General features: G+C 47.1%; 11 protein-coding genes. 6 read left to right on the forward strand and 5 right to left on the reverse strand.

Annotation, left to right across the window (positions count from 1 at the left end):
* Positions 1–84: 84 nt before the first annotated feature.
* The 4 genes from ftcD to TBC1_RS16630 all read left to right on the forward strand — a co-directional run bounded on the left by ftcD (position 85) and on the right by TBC1_RS16630 (position 4,520).
* Complete coding sequence (gene ftcD / locus TBC1_RS16615) at positions 85–1,773, forward strand: glutamate formimidoyltransferase (protein WP_062045253.1); 1,689 nt, start codon at positions 85–87, stop codon at positions 1,771–1,773.
* 60 nt (positions 1,774–1,833) lie between these two features.
* Positions 1,834–2,484 (forward strand): MarC family protein, encoded by a 651-nt coding sequence (locus TBC1_RS16620; RefSeq protein WP_062045255.1) that lies wholly within the window; start codon positions 1,834–1,836, stop codon positions 2,482–2,484.
* 168 nt (positions 2,485–2,652) lie between these two features.
* A complete protein-coding gene (locus TBC1_RS16625) occupies positions 2,653–3,153 on the forward strand; it encodes a hypothetical protein (RefSeq protein WP_062045257.1) in 501 nt (166 codons plus the stop codon).
* Between the two features lie 284 nt (positions 3,154–3,437).
* A complete protein-coding gene (locus tag TBC1_RS16630; protein WP_062045259.1) occupies positions 3,438–4,520 on the forward strand; it encodes a 3-oxoacyl-ACP synthase III family protein in 1,083 nt (360 codons plus the stop codon).
* 12 nt (positions 4,521–4,532) lie between these two features.
* On the opposite strand, the gene TBC1_RS16635 is transcribed toward TBC1_RS16630, so the two are convergent.
* Positions 4,533–5,837, reverse strand: a complete 1,305-nt coding sequence (locus tag TBC1_RS16635; RefSeq protein ID WP_062045261.1) for a DEAD/DEAH box helicase — start codon at positions 5,835–5,837, stop codon at positions 4,533–4,535.
* Positions 5,838–6,244: 407 nt separating this feature from the next.
* On the opposite strand from TBC1_RS16635, the gene TBC1_RS16640 reads away from it, so the two are divergent.
* The gene (locus tag TBC1_RS16640) at positions 6,245–7,942 is read left to right on the forward strand and encodes a Na/Pi cotransporter family protein (protein ID WP_062045263.1); all 1,698 of its coding nucleotides are present in this window, start codon (positions 6,245–6,247) and stop codon (positions 7,940–7,942) included.
* A gap of 89 nt (positions 7,943–8,031) precedes the next feature.
* A complete protein-coding gene (locus TBC1_RS16645; RefSeq protein ID WP_062045265.1) occupies positions 8,032–10,299 on the forward strand; it encodes an inorganic phosphate transporter in 2,268 nt (755 codons plus the stop codon).
* Positions 10,300–10,520: 221 nt separating this feature from the next.
* Here the strand turns inward: TBC1_RS16645 and TBC1_RS16655 are convergent, their stop codons facing one another.
* From TBC1_RS16655 to TBC1_RS16670, 4 genes are all read right to left on the reverse strand, one after another.
* Complete coding sequence (locus TBC1_RS16655) at positions 10,521–13,115, reverse strand: VPS10 domain-containing protein (RefSeq protein WP_082189681.1); 2,595 nt, start codon at positions 13,113–13,115, stop codon at positions 10,521–10,523.
* 85 nt (positions 13,116–13,200) lie between these two features.
* Complete coding sequence (locus tag TBC1_RS16660; RefSeq protein WP_062045271.1) at positions 13,201–14,445, reverse strand: DUF418 domain-containing protein; 1,245 nt, start codon at positions 14,443–14,445, stop codon at positions 13,201–13,203.
* A gap of 115 nt (positions 14,446–14,560) precedes the next feature.
* On the reverse strand, positions 14,561–14,968 hold the full coding sequence (locus TBC1_RS16665) for a hypothetical protein (RefSeq protein ID WP_137305832.1): 408 nt from the start codon (positions 14,966–14,968) through the stop codon (positions 14,561–14,563).
* 89 nt (positions 14,969–15,057) lie between these two features.
* Positions 15,058–15,360, reverse strand: a complete 303-nt coding sequence (locus tag TBC1_RS16670) for a Dabb family protein (protein WP_062045275.1) — start codon at positions 15,358–15,360, stop codon at positions 15,058–15,060.
* Between the last annotated feature and the right edge of the window lie 562 nt (positions 15,361–15,922).

Genomic DNA, 15,922 nt, shown 5'->3' on the forward strand with positions numbered 1-15,922 from the left:
AATCGCTGAATCCGGTCATCCGGCAGCATAAATGCATTTCTTTACCGGAAAGTAAAAAATAACCAATAGCTAAAAATCAACTCAATGAAACAGATTATTGAATGCGTTCCGAATTTCAGCGAGGGGCGCGACATGGCTGTGATACAGCAAATCACCGATCAGATCAAAACCGTGGAAGGCGTCAGGTTACTGGATGTTGATCCCGGCGCGGCTACCAACCGAACGGTAGTCACCATAGCCGGAGAGCCGGAGCAGGTGATTGAAGCTGCATTCAGGGCTGTTAAGAAAGCAATGGAAGTGATTGATATGAGCAAACACTCGGGTGCTCATCCGAGGTTCGGAGCCACCGACGTGTGTCCGCTGGTGCCCATTGCCAATATCACGATGGAAGAAACGGTAAAATATGCACACAGACTGGGCGAACGCATCGGTAAAGAACTTGGGATTCCTGTATATTGCTATGAAGAAGCTGCAAGAATTCCCGAACGACGCAACCTTGCCTATTGCCGTTCAGGCGAATATGAAGGGCTTTCTCAAAAGCTCAGTGACCCATCATCAAAGCCAGACTTCGGCCCGGCACAGTTCCTGCCCAAAACCGGCGCCATCGCCGTTGGAGCGCGCGATTTCCTGGTGGCCTACAATGTAAACCTGAATACCACCTCAACAAGGCGTGCCAATGCCGTGGCTTTCGATATCCGTGAAAAAGGACGCCCCATGCGCGAAGGGAACCCGGTGACCGGAAAAATTGTCAAGGATGAGAAAGGCAACCCGGTTAATATCCCGGGCTCGCTCAAGGCCTGCAAAGCCATAGGCTGGTATATCGAAGAATATGGTATCGCCCAGGTTTCGATCAACCTCACCAACATCAGCATTACCCCGGTGCATGTTGCTTTTGAAGAAGCCTGTAAAAAAGCGCAGGAACGCGGAATGCGCGTCACAGGATCTGAAATTGTCGGGTTGGCGCCGCTCAAAGTATTCACCGATGCCGGCAAGTACTTCCTCAAAAAACAAAACCGCTCGGTTGGCGTTTCAGAGGCCGAGTTGATCAAAATTGCCGTAAAATCCATGGGCCTTGATGATCTCAAACAGTTCAATCCGGAAGAAAAGATCATAGAGTACGTACTTCAGGAAAAGTCCGGCAGATTGCTGATGGATATGACCTGCTCGGCTTTTGCCGATGAAACCGCTTCCGAATCACCCGCCCCCGGCGGAGGATCAATCTCTGCATACATGGGTGCCCTGGGCGTTTCACTCGGGACCATGGTCGCCAACCTCTCCTCGCACAAACCAGGCTGGGACGATCGCTGGGAGGAATTTTCAGACTGGGCCGAAAAAGGACAGGCGCTCAAAGATGAACTGATCAGGCTTGTTGATGAGGATACCAATGCCTTTAACAGGATTATGGACGCCTTCGGACTTCCCAAAGGAAGCGAACAGGAAAAATCGGCCCGGACTGAAGCCATTCAGGAGGCGACCCGTTATGCCATTGAAATCCCTTTCAGGGTGATGAAGAAATCCTTTGAAACCATGGAAATCCTCAAAGCCATGGCCGAAACCGGGAATCCGAATTCAGTATCCGATGCCGGAGTTGGCGCACTGGCAGCCCGTTCGGCAGTTATGGGCGCATTTCTTAATGTTAAAATCAATGCTGCCGGACTGAATGATAAAGCATTTGTCGCTTCCGTGATTGCAGAAGGCACTGAAATTGAACGCAATGCAAAGCTGATGGAAGAACAGATCCTGGAGATTGTCAATCAGAAAATCAACGCCTGAGAAAAACAATAAGCCGCTGCACCTGTTCAGGTGCGGCGGCTTATTCAATTTTCCAACACCATGAACCACGAACTCTTTACCATCGCAGTCCTTTACTTCACCTCCTTCTTCGCCATCATCAATCCGCTGGGTGTGATGCCGGTATTTATGACCATGACTGCCGACCTGACGGATAAGCAAAGAAGAAAAACTGCCCTCAAAGCGGTATTCACTGCATTTATCACCTTGCTGCTTTTTGCTTTCAGCGGCCAACTGATGTTCAGGTTTTTTGGCATATCGGTTGACGGGTTCAGGGTTGTCGGCGGGATCATCTTTTTTATCATGGGCTTTGACCTGTTACAGGCCAGAATCAGCAAGATAAAAATGGATGAGGAAATGGTTAAAAAATATGTGGATGACATCTCAGTTACACCGTTGGGAATTCCCATCATTGCGGGGCCCGGGGCAATTACGAACGCTATTGTTCTGATGGAAGACAGCGCCCACCTGTCCCTCAAGTTTATTCTTATCCTGACCATTATCTTCACCCTTGGCCTGACTTACGTTGTATTGCTGGGCGCCGGGAAAATCGGAAAGTTGCTGGGCGAAACCGGAAATAAAATCACCATGAAGCTGATGGGGCTGATTATGATGGTAATTGCAGTGGAGTTTTTCTTTGCCGGGCTTAAACCCATTCTGCAGTCTATATTTCAGATTACCCCTGTTTCCTGATCAATCTTTTAAAACTAATACGATTGGCTATGTTCCTACTCTTGGAGCAGGAACATAGCGGCTCAGCAATGAAAATCTAAAACACTGAAAACTAGCTTCAACATATCATTCCGGCAGTTTAACCTTAAAGAGGGGCAATTTGACCATGCCAGCAATCTGCATGGAATCATGCATACATACAGGGTGATGAGCCATGTGATACTTTTGGGGATGCAGACCGGAGCCCTGTCAGAAGCCAGAAATGCATTTTTCGCGGCATACATCCATGATATGGCCCGTAAACATGACGGTTATTGTACGCAACATGGCTCAGATGCCGCTAATTATAAACTGCCGGAGTACATCGGCCTGTTTGCTGAAAACGGCGCATCGGCTGCCGACATCATGGTCATAGGAAAAGCCGTGACCTATCATTCACTCGGCAAGGAGCTCGGCAAAAACGACCCCGACTGGCTGACAGTGGCACTGCTGAAGGATGCGGATGCCCTGGACCGCATAAGGCTCGGTGAAAACGACCTGAACCCGGAATACCTGCGTATTCCTGAGACCCATCTGATGATTGAACATGCAAGATCGCTCTATTTCCAAACGTTCAATAACCCGGTTGCAGACTTTGATACCATTCTTAAAATGGCCATCAATTTAAAGGATGGCAGCACAAGTAGCTGAATTGCCGCAATTAAACTGAAAATCCCGGTCGATTATTACGAGCTGTTTTCAATCCTGATTATTGGCTTCACAGGCTGAATGCTTGTACCAGCCTGTTGAAATTCTGCCTGTGGTTAACCGTAAATCAATCTTTTCAGAAACTTCGATGATACTGTTAATTTTGCAACTATCTTTGCAATATGAATTTTCACTGTTAGACTTTATATCCCGTCAGGGATTATCTTTGGTTTACCGGCGCGTATCATCAGCAGGTAAACCTTATTTTTTAACTAGCACCAGAAAAAATGTCAAACAATATTTACGCTGTAATCACCGGTTCAGGCAGCTATCTGCCTACCCGGCAAATACCCAATTCGGAATTCCTGAAAAGCGAATTTCTCGAATCAAACGGTCAGCCGATCAACCGGCCCAATGAAGAAATCATTTCAAAATTCCAACAGATCACCGGGATTGATGAACGGCGATATGTAGAAGAAAATCTTGTCTGCTCCGATATTGCATTCTTTGCAGCGGAAAAGGCAATTGCATCAGCGGGAATTGACAAAGAGACGCTTGATTACATCATTGTAGCCCATAATTTCGGTGATGTGAAGTTCGGGGAAACCCACTCTGATTTTGTGCCGGCCCTTGCTTCAAGGGTAAAGCACAAACTGGCCATCGAAAACCCGTTTACCGTTGCCTATGACCTGCCTTTTGGCTGCCCGGGATGGCTTCAGGCCCTGATTCAGGCAAATTACTTTATAAAATCGGGAGATGCCAAACATATCCTTGTTATTGGTTCTGAAACGCTTTCCCGCATCAGCGACCCCCACGACCGTGACAGCATGATTTATTCCGATGGAGCCGGTGCTGTTGTGCTGAGTGCAGTTGAAAGTAAAACACCGGTTGGCATCCTGTCACATGTTTCAAGGACCGACGCCCTGGAGCACGCTTATCTGTTGCGCATGGCCGGCTCTTACAATACGGAAGACAAGAGCAATGTTTACCTGAAAATGAATGGCCGTAAGCTCTATGAATATGCATTGAAGACAGTGCCCGCTGCCATAAAAATGGCCATAGATAAAAGCGGTTTGCCAATAACCCATATTGAGCGGATACTGATTCATCAAGCCAATGAAAAGATGGACGATGCCATTGTAAACCGGCTTTATGAACTTTACGGCATCTCAGAACGTCCTGAATTTTCGATGCCGATGACCATCTCCTGGCTTGGTAACAATTCCGTTGCAACCCTGCCTATTCTGTACGATCTGATTGTGAACAAGAAAGTGGATAATCACCGCTTAATTCCGGGAGACCATTTTGTATTTGCCTCAGTCGGTGCCGGCATGCATGTGAATGCCATGGTTTACCGGATTCCGGACTAAACAGCTGGCCTTTTATCTTGCGATTTCTATTTTTATTTGTCTCCTTTTCAAAGGTCTGCCTTTCAGATCAGCAAGAAGTTTTCTGCACAACGGTCGCTTTACAGCTGCATAGGACGCATGGTCAGCAATACTTATCTGACCAAGATCATCCGCATTTAATCCGCCCTGATGCATCAGGAAACCGGCAATATCGCCCCGACTGATCTTATCTTTCTTCCCGAGGCTGAAATACAGCGTCTCGTATTCCGGAAAACCCGGCAAATCAGTTTCTTCCGGCAGCAATACCGGCCCGGAGGCTCCGGTCACAAAAACCGGTGCATTCTCTTCAGCTGCAAGCACCATCCAGGCATCTCCCGAAGCGTGCATGCGGGCAGTCCGGCCGTTACGATGTACCCAGACAGTTTCATTGGCGGGCTGTTGGTAATGTATTACATGTCTGATCTCCGGGATGTCAAGACCGCGCGCAGCCAGATCGGTGGTAATCAAGGTATGATGTGTCCCGTTACGGAAACGGATCAGGGCCAGCTCACGGGCATCCTGCTCCATACCGCCATGATAAATGCCGTGAACCACACCCCGCATCCTGAGTAAGGTGCTGATTCGCTCAACAGCTTCGCGGTGATTGCAGAATATCAGCGCGGGGTCATTACCCAGATGGCAGATAAGCCGGAATAAAGCTTCCAGCTTATCGTTTCCTTCTGCTCTCACTATGTTCACAGCCAGGTTGATATGATCATCAGCAATGGTAAAATCAAGTGAGACCGGATTTGTGACCCCGGTGAATGCGGGAATATCCTCCATCCTTGTTGCAGAAGTCAGTATTCTGGTTTGTAAACCGGCCAGCTTTGCAATGATAAAAGTCATTTCTTTTTCGAACCCAAGTTCCAGGGATTTATCAAATTCATCAAGAACAAGGCTTTTTATGCCTGCAGGGTCGAAATGTTCCCTTCTCAAATGGTCGGCAATACGACCGGGAGTGCCAACCAACAAGGCAGCAGGCTCAATCAGGTTATTTCGCTCAGTCCTGACCGCATGTCCACCGTAAAGGGCTGAAATTCTATGACCGGTCTGCATCTTCCGGAAAACACTTTCAATCTGAAGGGCCAGTTCACGCGAAGGGGTTATAATCATGGCCTGAGGTCCGGAAAGCTCCGGAACAAGCATGCGGAGTATGGGAAGAAGAAATGCCAGGGTTTTGCCTGAACCGGTTTTGGAGATGAGTATCAGGTCGGTACCCGGCCTGATAAATTCAAGAGACTTCAGCTGCAGTTCATTCAGCTCCTGAATGCCAAGGCGTTCTATAAAAGATGTCAACATGCTGCAAAGGTAATTAATAGCAGGTAAACCATTGTCCATGATAATCCGGAAGATGCTCTGGGACTATAATATACCTGCAGTAGCACAAATTTTTATATCAGGACATTTATCTGCATGAGCATAACGATATGATCAGCTTATCCGCTGCCGGAACTATGCAGCCCTGGTCATTTATAATCAGCAATTCCAGATTCCATGACTGCAAATCAACAATGGAATTTCAGAATCCAGAAGATCAATGGTCAACGTATATTTCTAATTGACAGCTATTTATCAAAATAACTACCTTTAAACAGTTATATAATGGGGGCTGATCAGAATAAATCGTATACAATGAAAACCAAAGGTCAGGTAATCTGATTAAATTTGCATTTAATAAAATATTTAACCGCCCGGAGGAGATTTATATGAGCAATGCTAACCTGTTACTGGATATGCTGACCATTCTTGGAGCCCTTACACTTTTCCTTTTCGGTATGAAAATGATGAGCGAAAGCCTTCAACGGATTTCAGGCAGGCGGCTGAGGAATATATTCACCAACATTGCATCCAACAGGGTAAAAGCGATCGTCGCCGGTCTGCTGGTTACAGGCATTATACAGTCTTCATCTGCCGTTACCGTAATGCTTGTAAGCTTTGTGAACGCAGGACTTTTCTCGCTTACCCAGGCGTTGGGAATTATGTTGGGAGCGAACATCGGTACCACCGTTACTGCCTGGCTGATTACCATTTTTGGCTTCAAATTTGAATTTACTTCCATACTGCTGCCGGTCCTGGGTTTGAGCCTCCCCCTGCTTTTCTTCCCGGGAGTCCGTACCCGCTCTTTCGGGGAGTTTATACTGGGTTTTGCCATCCTGTTTCTGGGGCTTCAGTTTATGAAAGATGCCATGCCCGGTATCGACGAACATTCGCCGTTGATCGAAGCAATTGCTTCCATATCCGGCAACGGATTCTTCAGGCATTTGCTGTTTGCCGGGGCCGGTTTGCTGATCACCCTGTTAATCCAATCTTCAAGTGCAACCATAGCGCTCACTTTCGTACTGTGTAACGCCGGTTATATTGATTACAGTGCAGCCGCGGCCATGGTACTCGGTGAAAACCTCGGCACCACCATCACAGCGAACATTGCTGCACTAATGGCCAACCGCGCTGCCAAACGCCTGGCACTGGGACATACACTTTTCAACTTAACCGGTCTCATATGGGCTTTTGCATTTTTCAGCTTTTTTGTTCAGCTGTCTTATAATGCAGCAGATTATATTACCGGGCACTCACCCATTCCCGCTGAGGCTATCAATCCGCTCGGGCTATCGGTTTTTCACACCGGTTTTAATCTTATCAATACAATCATTTTCACAGGTTTTATCCCTGTGTTCAGGAAATTTCTCGAAATCATTATCCCATACAAACCCGGCGAAAAGAAAAGCTACCGGCTCCGTTATTTTAAGTCCAGGTTCATGGCAATGATCGAGGTGGATATTCTGCAGGCGCGTGAAGAGATATACAGCTTCGGCAGACATGTCGCCTATATGTTCAGTCTTATACCTGAATACCTGACAGAAAAAAGGGAAGGCAAATATGAAAAAATCCAGAAAAAAATCTATAAATGCGAGGAGCAGTCGGATATTCTGGAACGTGAAATCACTGACTATATCACACGCATAGCCGAAAACGACCTTACCGAAGCCAATTCAAGAAAAATAAGGGCAATGCTGAAGATCACGGATGACATGGAAAGCATTGCTGACCAGTGTATGCAGATGGAACGGACCATCAGGAAGAAAAATGAAGCAAAAGCATGGTTCACCCAGGAAATGCGTGATGATCTGTTTGCCCTCTTTGAACTGGTTAAACAGGCGCTCGACACAATGAATGAAAACCTTTCACGGGATTACAGGCCGGGCATTCTGGCCAAAGCTACCGAAAAAGAATTGCTGATCAATGAATTGCGCGACAAGCTTATCGATTTAAACAGGCAAAGGATCGATGAAGGGGAGCACACCTACAAAAATGCAGCCTATTATGCAGAGCTTCTGAATCAGTGCGAAAAGCTTGCCGACCACATCATCAATATCAATCAGGCCATTGCAAGTAATATTAAATAAGCCGGCCGAATTAACATTAACTTAACATTGGAATCAGGGTAATTCAGGCCAGCCTCCTTAATTTTGCGCACATATAATCATATCCCTGAATGGAAGGTATTTATCTGATCTTCGTCGCAGTCCTTTTTCTCCTGGCATTTTCCGACCTGATGGTAGGTGTTGCCAATGATGCTGTTAACTTTCTGAACTCCGCCGTCGGCGCCAAAGCCGCTTCCTTCAAAACCGTGCTGGTTGTAGCCAGTGTCGGAGTACTGATCGGAGCGACCTTTTCGAGCGGACTGATGGAAATCGCCAGAAAAGGGCTCTTTTTCCCGGGGCAGTTCAGCTTTAATGAAGTGATCATCATTTTTCTTGCCGTCATGATCACGGATGTCATCCTGCTTGACATGTTCAACACTTTTGGCTTGCCAACATCCACCACGGTATCCATTGTCTTCGAATTGCTCGGTGCGTCTGTAGCGGTTGCCGTTATTAAGATCACAGGTTCGGAACAGACGATGCAGGACATCGGGCAGTACATCAATTCTGCCAAAGCCCTGGCCATTATCACCGGTATATTGGTATCCGTAGCCATTGCATTCAGCGTGGGGTCCCTGGTGCAATATATCACCAGGATAATATTTACCTTCAACCTGAGGTTTAACCTGAAATATTTCGGTGCCTTATGGGGAGGACTTGCCATCACAGGTATCACCTATTTTATGCTGATCAAAGGTGCGAAAGGAGCTTCATTTATTACCCCCGAAACTTTAAATTACATCAATGCAAATACAGGCATGATCCTGCTGGTCAGTTTAGCCGGATGGACGTTGCTTTTGCAGATTTTAATCTTACTTTTCAGATTGAATGTTCTGAAAGTCATTGTATTGGCCGGCACATTCGCCCTGGCAATGGCTTTTGCCGGAAATGACCTGGTAAACTTCATAGGGGTTCCGCTTGCAGGTCTGAAAGCCCTGCAATTATTCAATGCAGCCCCCGGTGCCGACCCCAATACATTTCTGATGACCGGCCTGGCAGAAGATGTAAAAACGGAAACCTGGATGCTGCTCATTGCCGGTATGGTGATGGCAATCACTTTATGGACTTCAAAAAAAGCCCGTTCAGTTATTGAAACATCGGTTGACCTGAGCCGTCAGGGCGAAGGTGCAGAAAGGTTCAATTCCTCCATTCTTTCCAGAAATCTGGTCAGGGGTGCCTTGAATGTATCTTCCGCTATCAGCCGGTTTATGCCCGACAAAGTTAACCTATGGATTGAAAATCGATTTAATCCTCCTGACGAAACTACCGTGGCACAAATGCCCGAAGGCGCAGCCTTCGATATGCTCAGGGCCAGTGTTAACCTGGTGGTGGCAAGTATGCTGATTGCACTGGGAACTTCACTTAAACTTCCGCTGTCAACAACCTACGTAACTTTTATGGTTGCAATGGGAACCTCACTGGCCGACCGGGCCTGGGGCCGTGAAAGTGCAGTTTACCGCATAACGGGCGTGCTTTCGGTGATCGGCGGATGGTTTTTCACTGCGCTGGCTGCTTTTACCGTTGCCCTTGTCGCTGCTTCAATATTGTATTACGGAGGATTGGTTGCTACTTTTATACTGCTGTTCCTGGTCGGTTTCCTGATTTACCGCACCCACCGCATTCACCTCAGGAGAACTAATGAGCGTAAAGCCGACGAAGCCATTGATGCGCTACCCGATGAACTCAGCACAGAAACCATTATCGTAAGATGTTCCCTCACCATACAGCAGGTGCTTGAGCAAAGCCTTGCCATCTTCAAAGAGACCCTTATAGGCCTGATGGATGAAGACAGAAAGGTTCTGAAAAATGCCAAAAGCGGCTCTGAAGCCCTGAATGTTTCTACAAAACGGCTTAAAAACCAGATCAGCAAAACATTGTCACACCTGCGCGAAGATTCGGTTGAATCAGGGCATTTTTATGTACAGGCCATCGACTACCTGCGCGAGATAAACCATTGCATCTCATTCATCACGATGCCAAGTTTTGAACATGTTGAAAACAATCACAGGCCGATGATACCGGTTCAGATAGAAGAACTGTCAAGGCTGAACGGTGAAATATCCCTGCTCTTCGGCGAAGTGATGAATATGCTGAAGAAACAGAATTATGATGATTTTGACATGATCGTTGCCAGACAGCAAAATATACAACGGATTATCGAAGAGACCCGGAAAAAACAGGTAAAGCGGATCAAGAACTCGGAAACCGGGACCCGGAACAGTATCCTCTACCTTAATATACTGGCTGAAATAAAGAACCTCACGCTTTACACACTTAATCTGCTGAAATCAAGCCGGGATTTTGAACTCTCTTCCCGTACCGCAAGCAAAAATCCTTAATAAATACCTGTTTTTCACAGATACTAAACTGTAAATACAAAATGCTTCCGGTTTTTGATTTCCGGAAGCATTTTGCATTTGATAAACAACTGATTAACACCATGACTTTTGTCAGACATGCTCTTCTCCCAATACCAGAAGTTACAGACAGCTGTTCCTCTGATGGCCCGGAGCGGATGATTTAACAACGGCCATTTCTTCAGCCCGATTTTGTCAAACAATCATAGGATCATGATCTTCTTCGAAACCGACTGTTTACCCGAAGTAACCGTAACCAGGTAATATCCGGGGGCATGGTCACTGTGGGTCAGGATATTCAGCGGGATGGTATTTACGCCTGGTTTCAGGCTGATGTTCTGCACCGGAGCAACCAGCCGCCCTTTCAGATCATATAAACGGATATCAGCATTCTGTCCGGCAGGCGAACTGATCTTTGCCCAGCAGCCGCCTGCCGGTTCAGCGTTACATGGCAGAGGATACACTGAAACCAGGGCCAGAGATGATGATGGTTCCGGCAACTGTGGCAAATCCACGCTCAGTTCCGCCAGGTGGAGCCGGTAAGCGGAAAGTCCGTAAGTACCAATTACCAGCATCTCTTCGGCATCATGAATTTTCATGGTAGTTACGGGTACATTGCCCAATCCCAGGTTCATACTTTCCCAGCTTTGTCCGTAATCTCTGCTCATAAACACTCCGGCATCCGTTCCGACAAAATACCTGCCGGGCCTGGTCGGATCGGCCACAAAAGCATTCACCGGAAGTTCGGGCAGGTTATTGCTGATGGGTTCCCAGGAGTTACCAAGGTCGGTCGAACGATAAACGTGCGCCAATGGCTCATCCCAACGGAAACCCGAACAGGTTGCATAGATGGTATTTACATCGAAAGGATCTGCTGCCACCCGGGTAATCCAGCGGTCAGGAAGACCCGCGCTGATATCTGTCCACAATGCTCCTCCATTCACACTGATATGTACCTTGCCGTCGTCAGTACCTGCAAGCACGATATCAGGATCAATGCCCGACACGGCAAGGGTGGTGATGGTATGATAGGTACTGCCGTCATCTCCTTTGGTCAGATCCTGACTTACCGCACTCCAGCTATTGCCCCCGTTTGAAGTTCTCCATACCCGGTAAGTACCGAAATAAAGAATATTCGGATTCTGTGGATGCATCACCACAGGAGCCGACCAGTTTACCCTGTCGTTTGACCAGGCGTCCCCGATGTATGACATTGAATTGCCGAAATTGGCAGACTTATGCAGCATCCCCCACTGATATTCAGCATAAACCATATTTGAACGGGTATAATCGACCAGCGAATAAAAACCATCACCCCCAAGAATGGCATCCCATCCGTCCGCGCTTCCCGCGGAAGTCCTGATGGTGTTGTTATCCTGCGTCCCTCCGATCAGCCGGGCCGGATTCAGATAATCAATCTCGATATCATAGAACTGGGTAATGGGCAGATTGTTAATCCAGGTCCAGTTTAACCCCATATCATCGCTGAAATAGAATCCCCCGTCGTTGCCTTCATATACCCTTCCGGTTGATGGATGAATGTAAAGGGCGTGGTGATCAACATGAATTTCATCAGAATTGTAATACCCCGCCAACTGGATGTAACTGTCGCCTCCGTTGGTGGAATAATGAAGATCAACGCCAAGCAGGTAAATCACATCCGGATTCACCGGGCTCACCCGGATCTGCCCGAAATACCATCCGAAAGAACTGTTCATGCCTTGAATGGCATTGTCATTGGTACGTATCCAGTTCTGGCCCCCGTTATCAGTGCGGTAGACCGCCTCGCCCGAACTGGTGTCGAAAAATGCGTACAGCCTTTCCGGATCAGAAGGCGAAATGGCCAGACCGATCCGCCCTACCTGATTTCCCTGGGGCAATCCGCCCTGCAGTTTCGTCCAGGTATCGCCCCCGTTGACAGTCATCCAGATACCGGAGGAAGGCCCGAATGAACGCCGGTAATTAAGTCCGCGCATACGTTCCCACATGGCGGCATAAAGAATGTCGGGATTTGTCGGATGCTGAACCAGATCAATTCCGGAAGTGGAATCACTGATAAAAAGCACCTGTTCCCAGTTGGCGCCTCCATCAATGGTACGGTATATTCCGCGATGACCGTCAGGGGTAAAAAGATTGCCACAGGCAGCCGCAAAAACCCTTTCCTCGTTCTGATAGTCTATGACAATACGCCCGATATAGGCCGATTCATCCAACCCTGTATGTGTCCAGGTGGCACCGCCGTCGGTCGATTTATAAATTCCGTCTCCCCTGAAACTCTGGCTTGAGGCGTTGGCTTCACCGGTTCCGGCATATAACAGATCCGTATTCTGACGGCCGACCGCAAGATCGCCGATGGAGATGGTAGCTGCCTGATCGAAAATATTTGTCCAGTCTGCTCCGGAATTATCTGTCTTAAATATTCCACCGGAAGCTGTACCAACATAAATTGTAGAGAATGAACCGGCTGGCATTTCTATGTCCGTGATCCGTCCGCCGATGTTTGTCGGCCCTGCAGGCTCCCAGCTGTAAGATCCGCGCGACAGGCTCCGGTGCATCTGATGAGCATCCCTCACAGCCTTAAGATAATGTTCTGTTTTTATCCGCCCCTGCGGATAGGTCCGCTGCCTTGACAACCAATCGTTGGGAAGGTATCCTGGTTCCTTTTTCAAACCCGTGCGTGCAAGCATGTGATGACCCTCCTTTTCCTGACGGGGCGCCTGTAAATATAGCCAGACACCTCCTCCGAGAAGGAGAAATAGAGAAAAAATAACAGGGTAGTAGCGGTAATTAGTTTTCATTTTCAATGCTTTAAGTGTTTCTTAAAAAATAAAACCAGATAATCATTCAGCGGATGGCTCATGATGAAAAACAACTATTCACATACTATCCGCATTTCTTCCGGAAACTTACCGGACTGAGGTAAGTGAGCCTTCGCCAGACCCATTCAGCCGGACCGAACCGGAATTCTGAAATCCAGTAACGACTGTAAATGACCTGCAGGAAATATATTAGCATAACAAGGGCAATGCCGTGAAGGATATTCAGTTTCCCGGACATTCCGAGTCCATATGAAAGGAATATCGAGGTACAAATCAAAGACTGCATCAGGTAGTTGGTAAGTGCCATTCTGCCTACAGGAACCAGGGCATTCCACAGCCAGGAGAGTCGTCCTTTTTCGAAAAGAACCATGATCAAACCTATGTAGGAGAGGGTAAGTGCAGGTGCCCCGACGGCGTGCGAAAAAGATGCCAGCACGCTCATCCCGTTGGGCATTGCCATGTCAGCATGTAAGGAAGCGTATGTATATACAGCCTCTCCCGCTATCCCGATAGGCAGGCTCAGCGGCAGGCACCTTCTGAAAAAGGAGGTGTTTGCAGCATTTGAAACGGCCAGATTTTTCCGGGCAGCAAGCATTCCGAACAAGAATGTACCAAGCACGGCCGGATAAAAAAACAACAACCCTGGCAACAAGGCAGTCCATTCTTTTATCCTTGCATTGACAATTTCGCTGAAACTCCCATAACCATATGCCTGCCGTGAACGTTCAATCATCTCACTTATCGACCGGGAGCTTTCAGCGGCAGCGGCATCAATAGCCGCTTTCCCTTCAGGAAACGATGAACCCAGGGCCATCATTCCCCAGGTGAGTGCGGTAACGATTGCCGGCAGCAATATCAGTGCCGCTCCCCAGATAACGGCTTTTCTGTCGGAAGACTTCCTGAAAAGTAAAAGAAAAAATCCGAAGATGGCATAAAAAAACAGGATATCTCCGGCCCACAGTAATACAATATGAAGCACTCCAACCAGAAGCAGAACAGCGAGTCTCCTCCTGAAGACCGGTATAATTGAACCGGTCTCCATCTTTTTATTCATGAAGATCCAGAAACCATAGCCAAAGAGCAGCGAGAACAGGGTATAAAACTTTCCTTCGAAAAGAAATTTTATAAGCAGGTCAGGTATAAGCAAAAACAACGGCTGATCCACAGATGGCCTCAACATCATCACATTGACAGGATGGATAAAAATCTTCATATTCACCATCAGGATGCCGAAGATCGCGAAACCCCGCAAAATATCCAAAAGGATGATCCTTTCGGAAGCCGGCAAAGGTGTAGTCAGGTTTTTCATATGTATTGCTCCGACATTTTTAAACATTTAGAAAAGCAAGGCCGAAGCCCTGCCTGAAACAGAAACCTTCACAAGAAAATCATCCGGTTTGCGGGTTTCACTTTTATATCAGTAATCAACGCTCAGGCATAACAACCAGTGTATCAAACATAACCGGCTTCGATCTCGACTGGGCGGCAAAAATATAAATGCCGGCTGTATCTGGAATAAACCTGAAAGTACTGTCTTTTGTCACATAGATTTCCGGACAAACACCGTCATAAGATTCGTACAAGCCTGAAGCATTTACCAGGTAAAGCGTATCATTATACGGATAACAATATAATTCAAGTTCAGACCAGCAGCCATTCGGGGCGCCCGCACGTGCATAAACCGGCACCGTATCCCCAGTCATTGCGCTGTCGGGGATTGACAACTCATCTATATCAACATAATCATAATACCGTGAATAATGTTCACCGCCAAGGTCGCACGAGACAAATGCAAGCGGAAACAAAAACAGCATAAGGGGTAGTTTTTTCATGGTTGCAAAGAGATCAGGAAGAATTGCTGATACAAAAATAAGATAACTGCCGGATTATGATACACAACAGGGACAAATTCAGGAACTTGTCAGAATTCATAATCGGCAACGGCCATTTTGGGACATTTATTCCGGTTCCATTCCACGAATGCAAGGTGAGCCGGGTGAATCTGATAAGCTTTCAGGGCATCCGTATCGGTAAATTCACTTACCAGCACAATATCGGCAGCTTTCGGATCAACAGCGATATTCCTGCAAATTTCAAAATTCAGAATGCCGGGAACAAGCGCCGGAAGCAATCCAAGCTGGTAGCTGACCTCCTCCAGCAAATCCGCGGCACCAGCCTCCCGTAATCCGGGCAATAACCTGAAGAATACAATGTGTTTTATCATACCGGTTTTGATACAAAGTTATTAAAAGAATTCATTGTTGTCCGGAGAAAATTGTGAGATTCTTCGCTAACGCTCAGAATGACTTTAACTTACGTAGGTTTATAAGGAGAGGGGGAGATTCTTCGCTAACGCTCAGAATGACTTTAACTTACGTAGGTTTATAAGGAGAGGGGGCTTGGTGGCGGCTTCGCCGCCACCAAGCCCCCTCTCTAAAACCCTAAAACATTGTCTTTCTGAGCGTAACAACGTGGAGCGAAGAATCTCTATGTTTGATAAACAGTTTTTCCGGACAATAGTAAAACGAATTAAATAAAGTTATGCAAGCACCCCAAAATCCGGGTCCCCGGGCCTGTGAAAACCCGCATTCAGAATTCATGGCCAATCCCCTTGGTTTAATAAAGAGATAATGTAATTTTGCAATGGTTCATTCTTATAAGAAATCCGGCCCGAGGGAGGATAGCGCATTCTTCATTACGCTGAAAAAAAATGCGGTTGAAGCCTTTACTCAGACATCCCTGTGCAAAAATCATTTGAATTTTATAAAAATGATTGTTGTTCAGGG

Source organism: Lentimicrobium saccharophilum (assembly GCF_001192835.1).
Classification (GTDB): Bacteria; Bacteroidota; Bacteroidia; order Bacteroidales; family Lentimicrobiaceae; genus Lentimicrobium; species Lentimicrobium saccharophilum.

Excerpts from the sequence above, each read along its gene's own strand:
- TBC1_RS16630 (WP_062045259.1), top strand. The coding sequence starts at position 3,438 with ATGTCAAACAATATTTACGCTGTAATCACCGGTTCAGGCAGCTATCTG.
- ftcD (WP_062045253.1), top strand. The coding sequence starts at position 85 with ATGAAACAGATTATTGAATGCGTTCCGAATTTCAGCGAGGGGCGCGAC.
- TBC1_RS16620 (WP_062045255.1), top strand. The coding sequence starts at position 1,834 with ATGAACCACGAACTCTTTACCATCGCAGTCCTTTACTTCACCTCCTTC.
- TBC1_RS16660 (WP_062045271.1), bottom strand. The coding sequence starts at position 14,445 with ATGAAAAACCTGACTACACCTTTGCCGGCTTCCGAAAGGATCATCCTT.
- TBC1_RS16645 (WP_062045265.1), top strand. The coding sequence starts at position 8,032 with ATGGAAGGTATTTATCTGATCTTCGTCGCAGTCCTTTTTCTCCTGGCA.
- TBC1_RS16655 (WP_082189681.1), bottom strand. The coding sequence starts at position 13,115 with ATGAAAACTAATTACCGCTACTACCCTGTTATTTTTTCTCTATTTCTC.
- TBC1_RS16625 (WP_062045257.1), top strand. The coding sequence starts at position 2,653 with ATGCATACATACAGGGTGATGAGCCATGTGATACTTTTGGGGATGCAG.
- TBC1_RS16665 (WP_137305832.1), bottom strand. The coding sequence starts at position 14,968 with ATGAAAAAACTACCCCTTATGCTGTTTTTGTTTCCGCTTGCATTTGTC.
- TBC1_RS16670 (WP_062045275.1), bottom strand. The coding sequence starts at position 15,360 with ATGATAAAACACATTGTATTCTTCAGGTTATTGCCCGGATTACGGGAG.
- TBC1_RS16635 (WP_062045261.1), bottom strand. The coding sequence starts at position 5,837 with ATGTTGACATCTTTTATAGAACGCCTTGGCATTCAGGAGCTGAATGAA.
- TBC1_RS16640 (WP_062045263.1), top strand. The coding sequence starts at position 6,245 with ATGAGCAATGCTAACCTGTTACTGGATATGCTGACCATTCTTGGAGCC.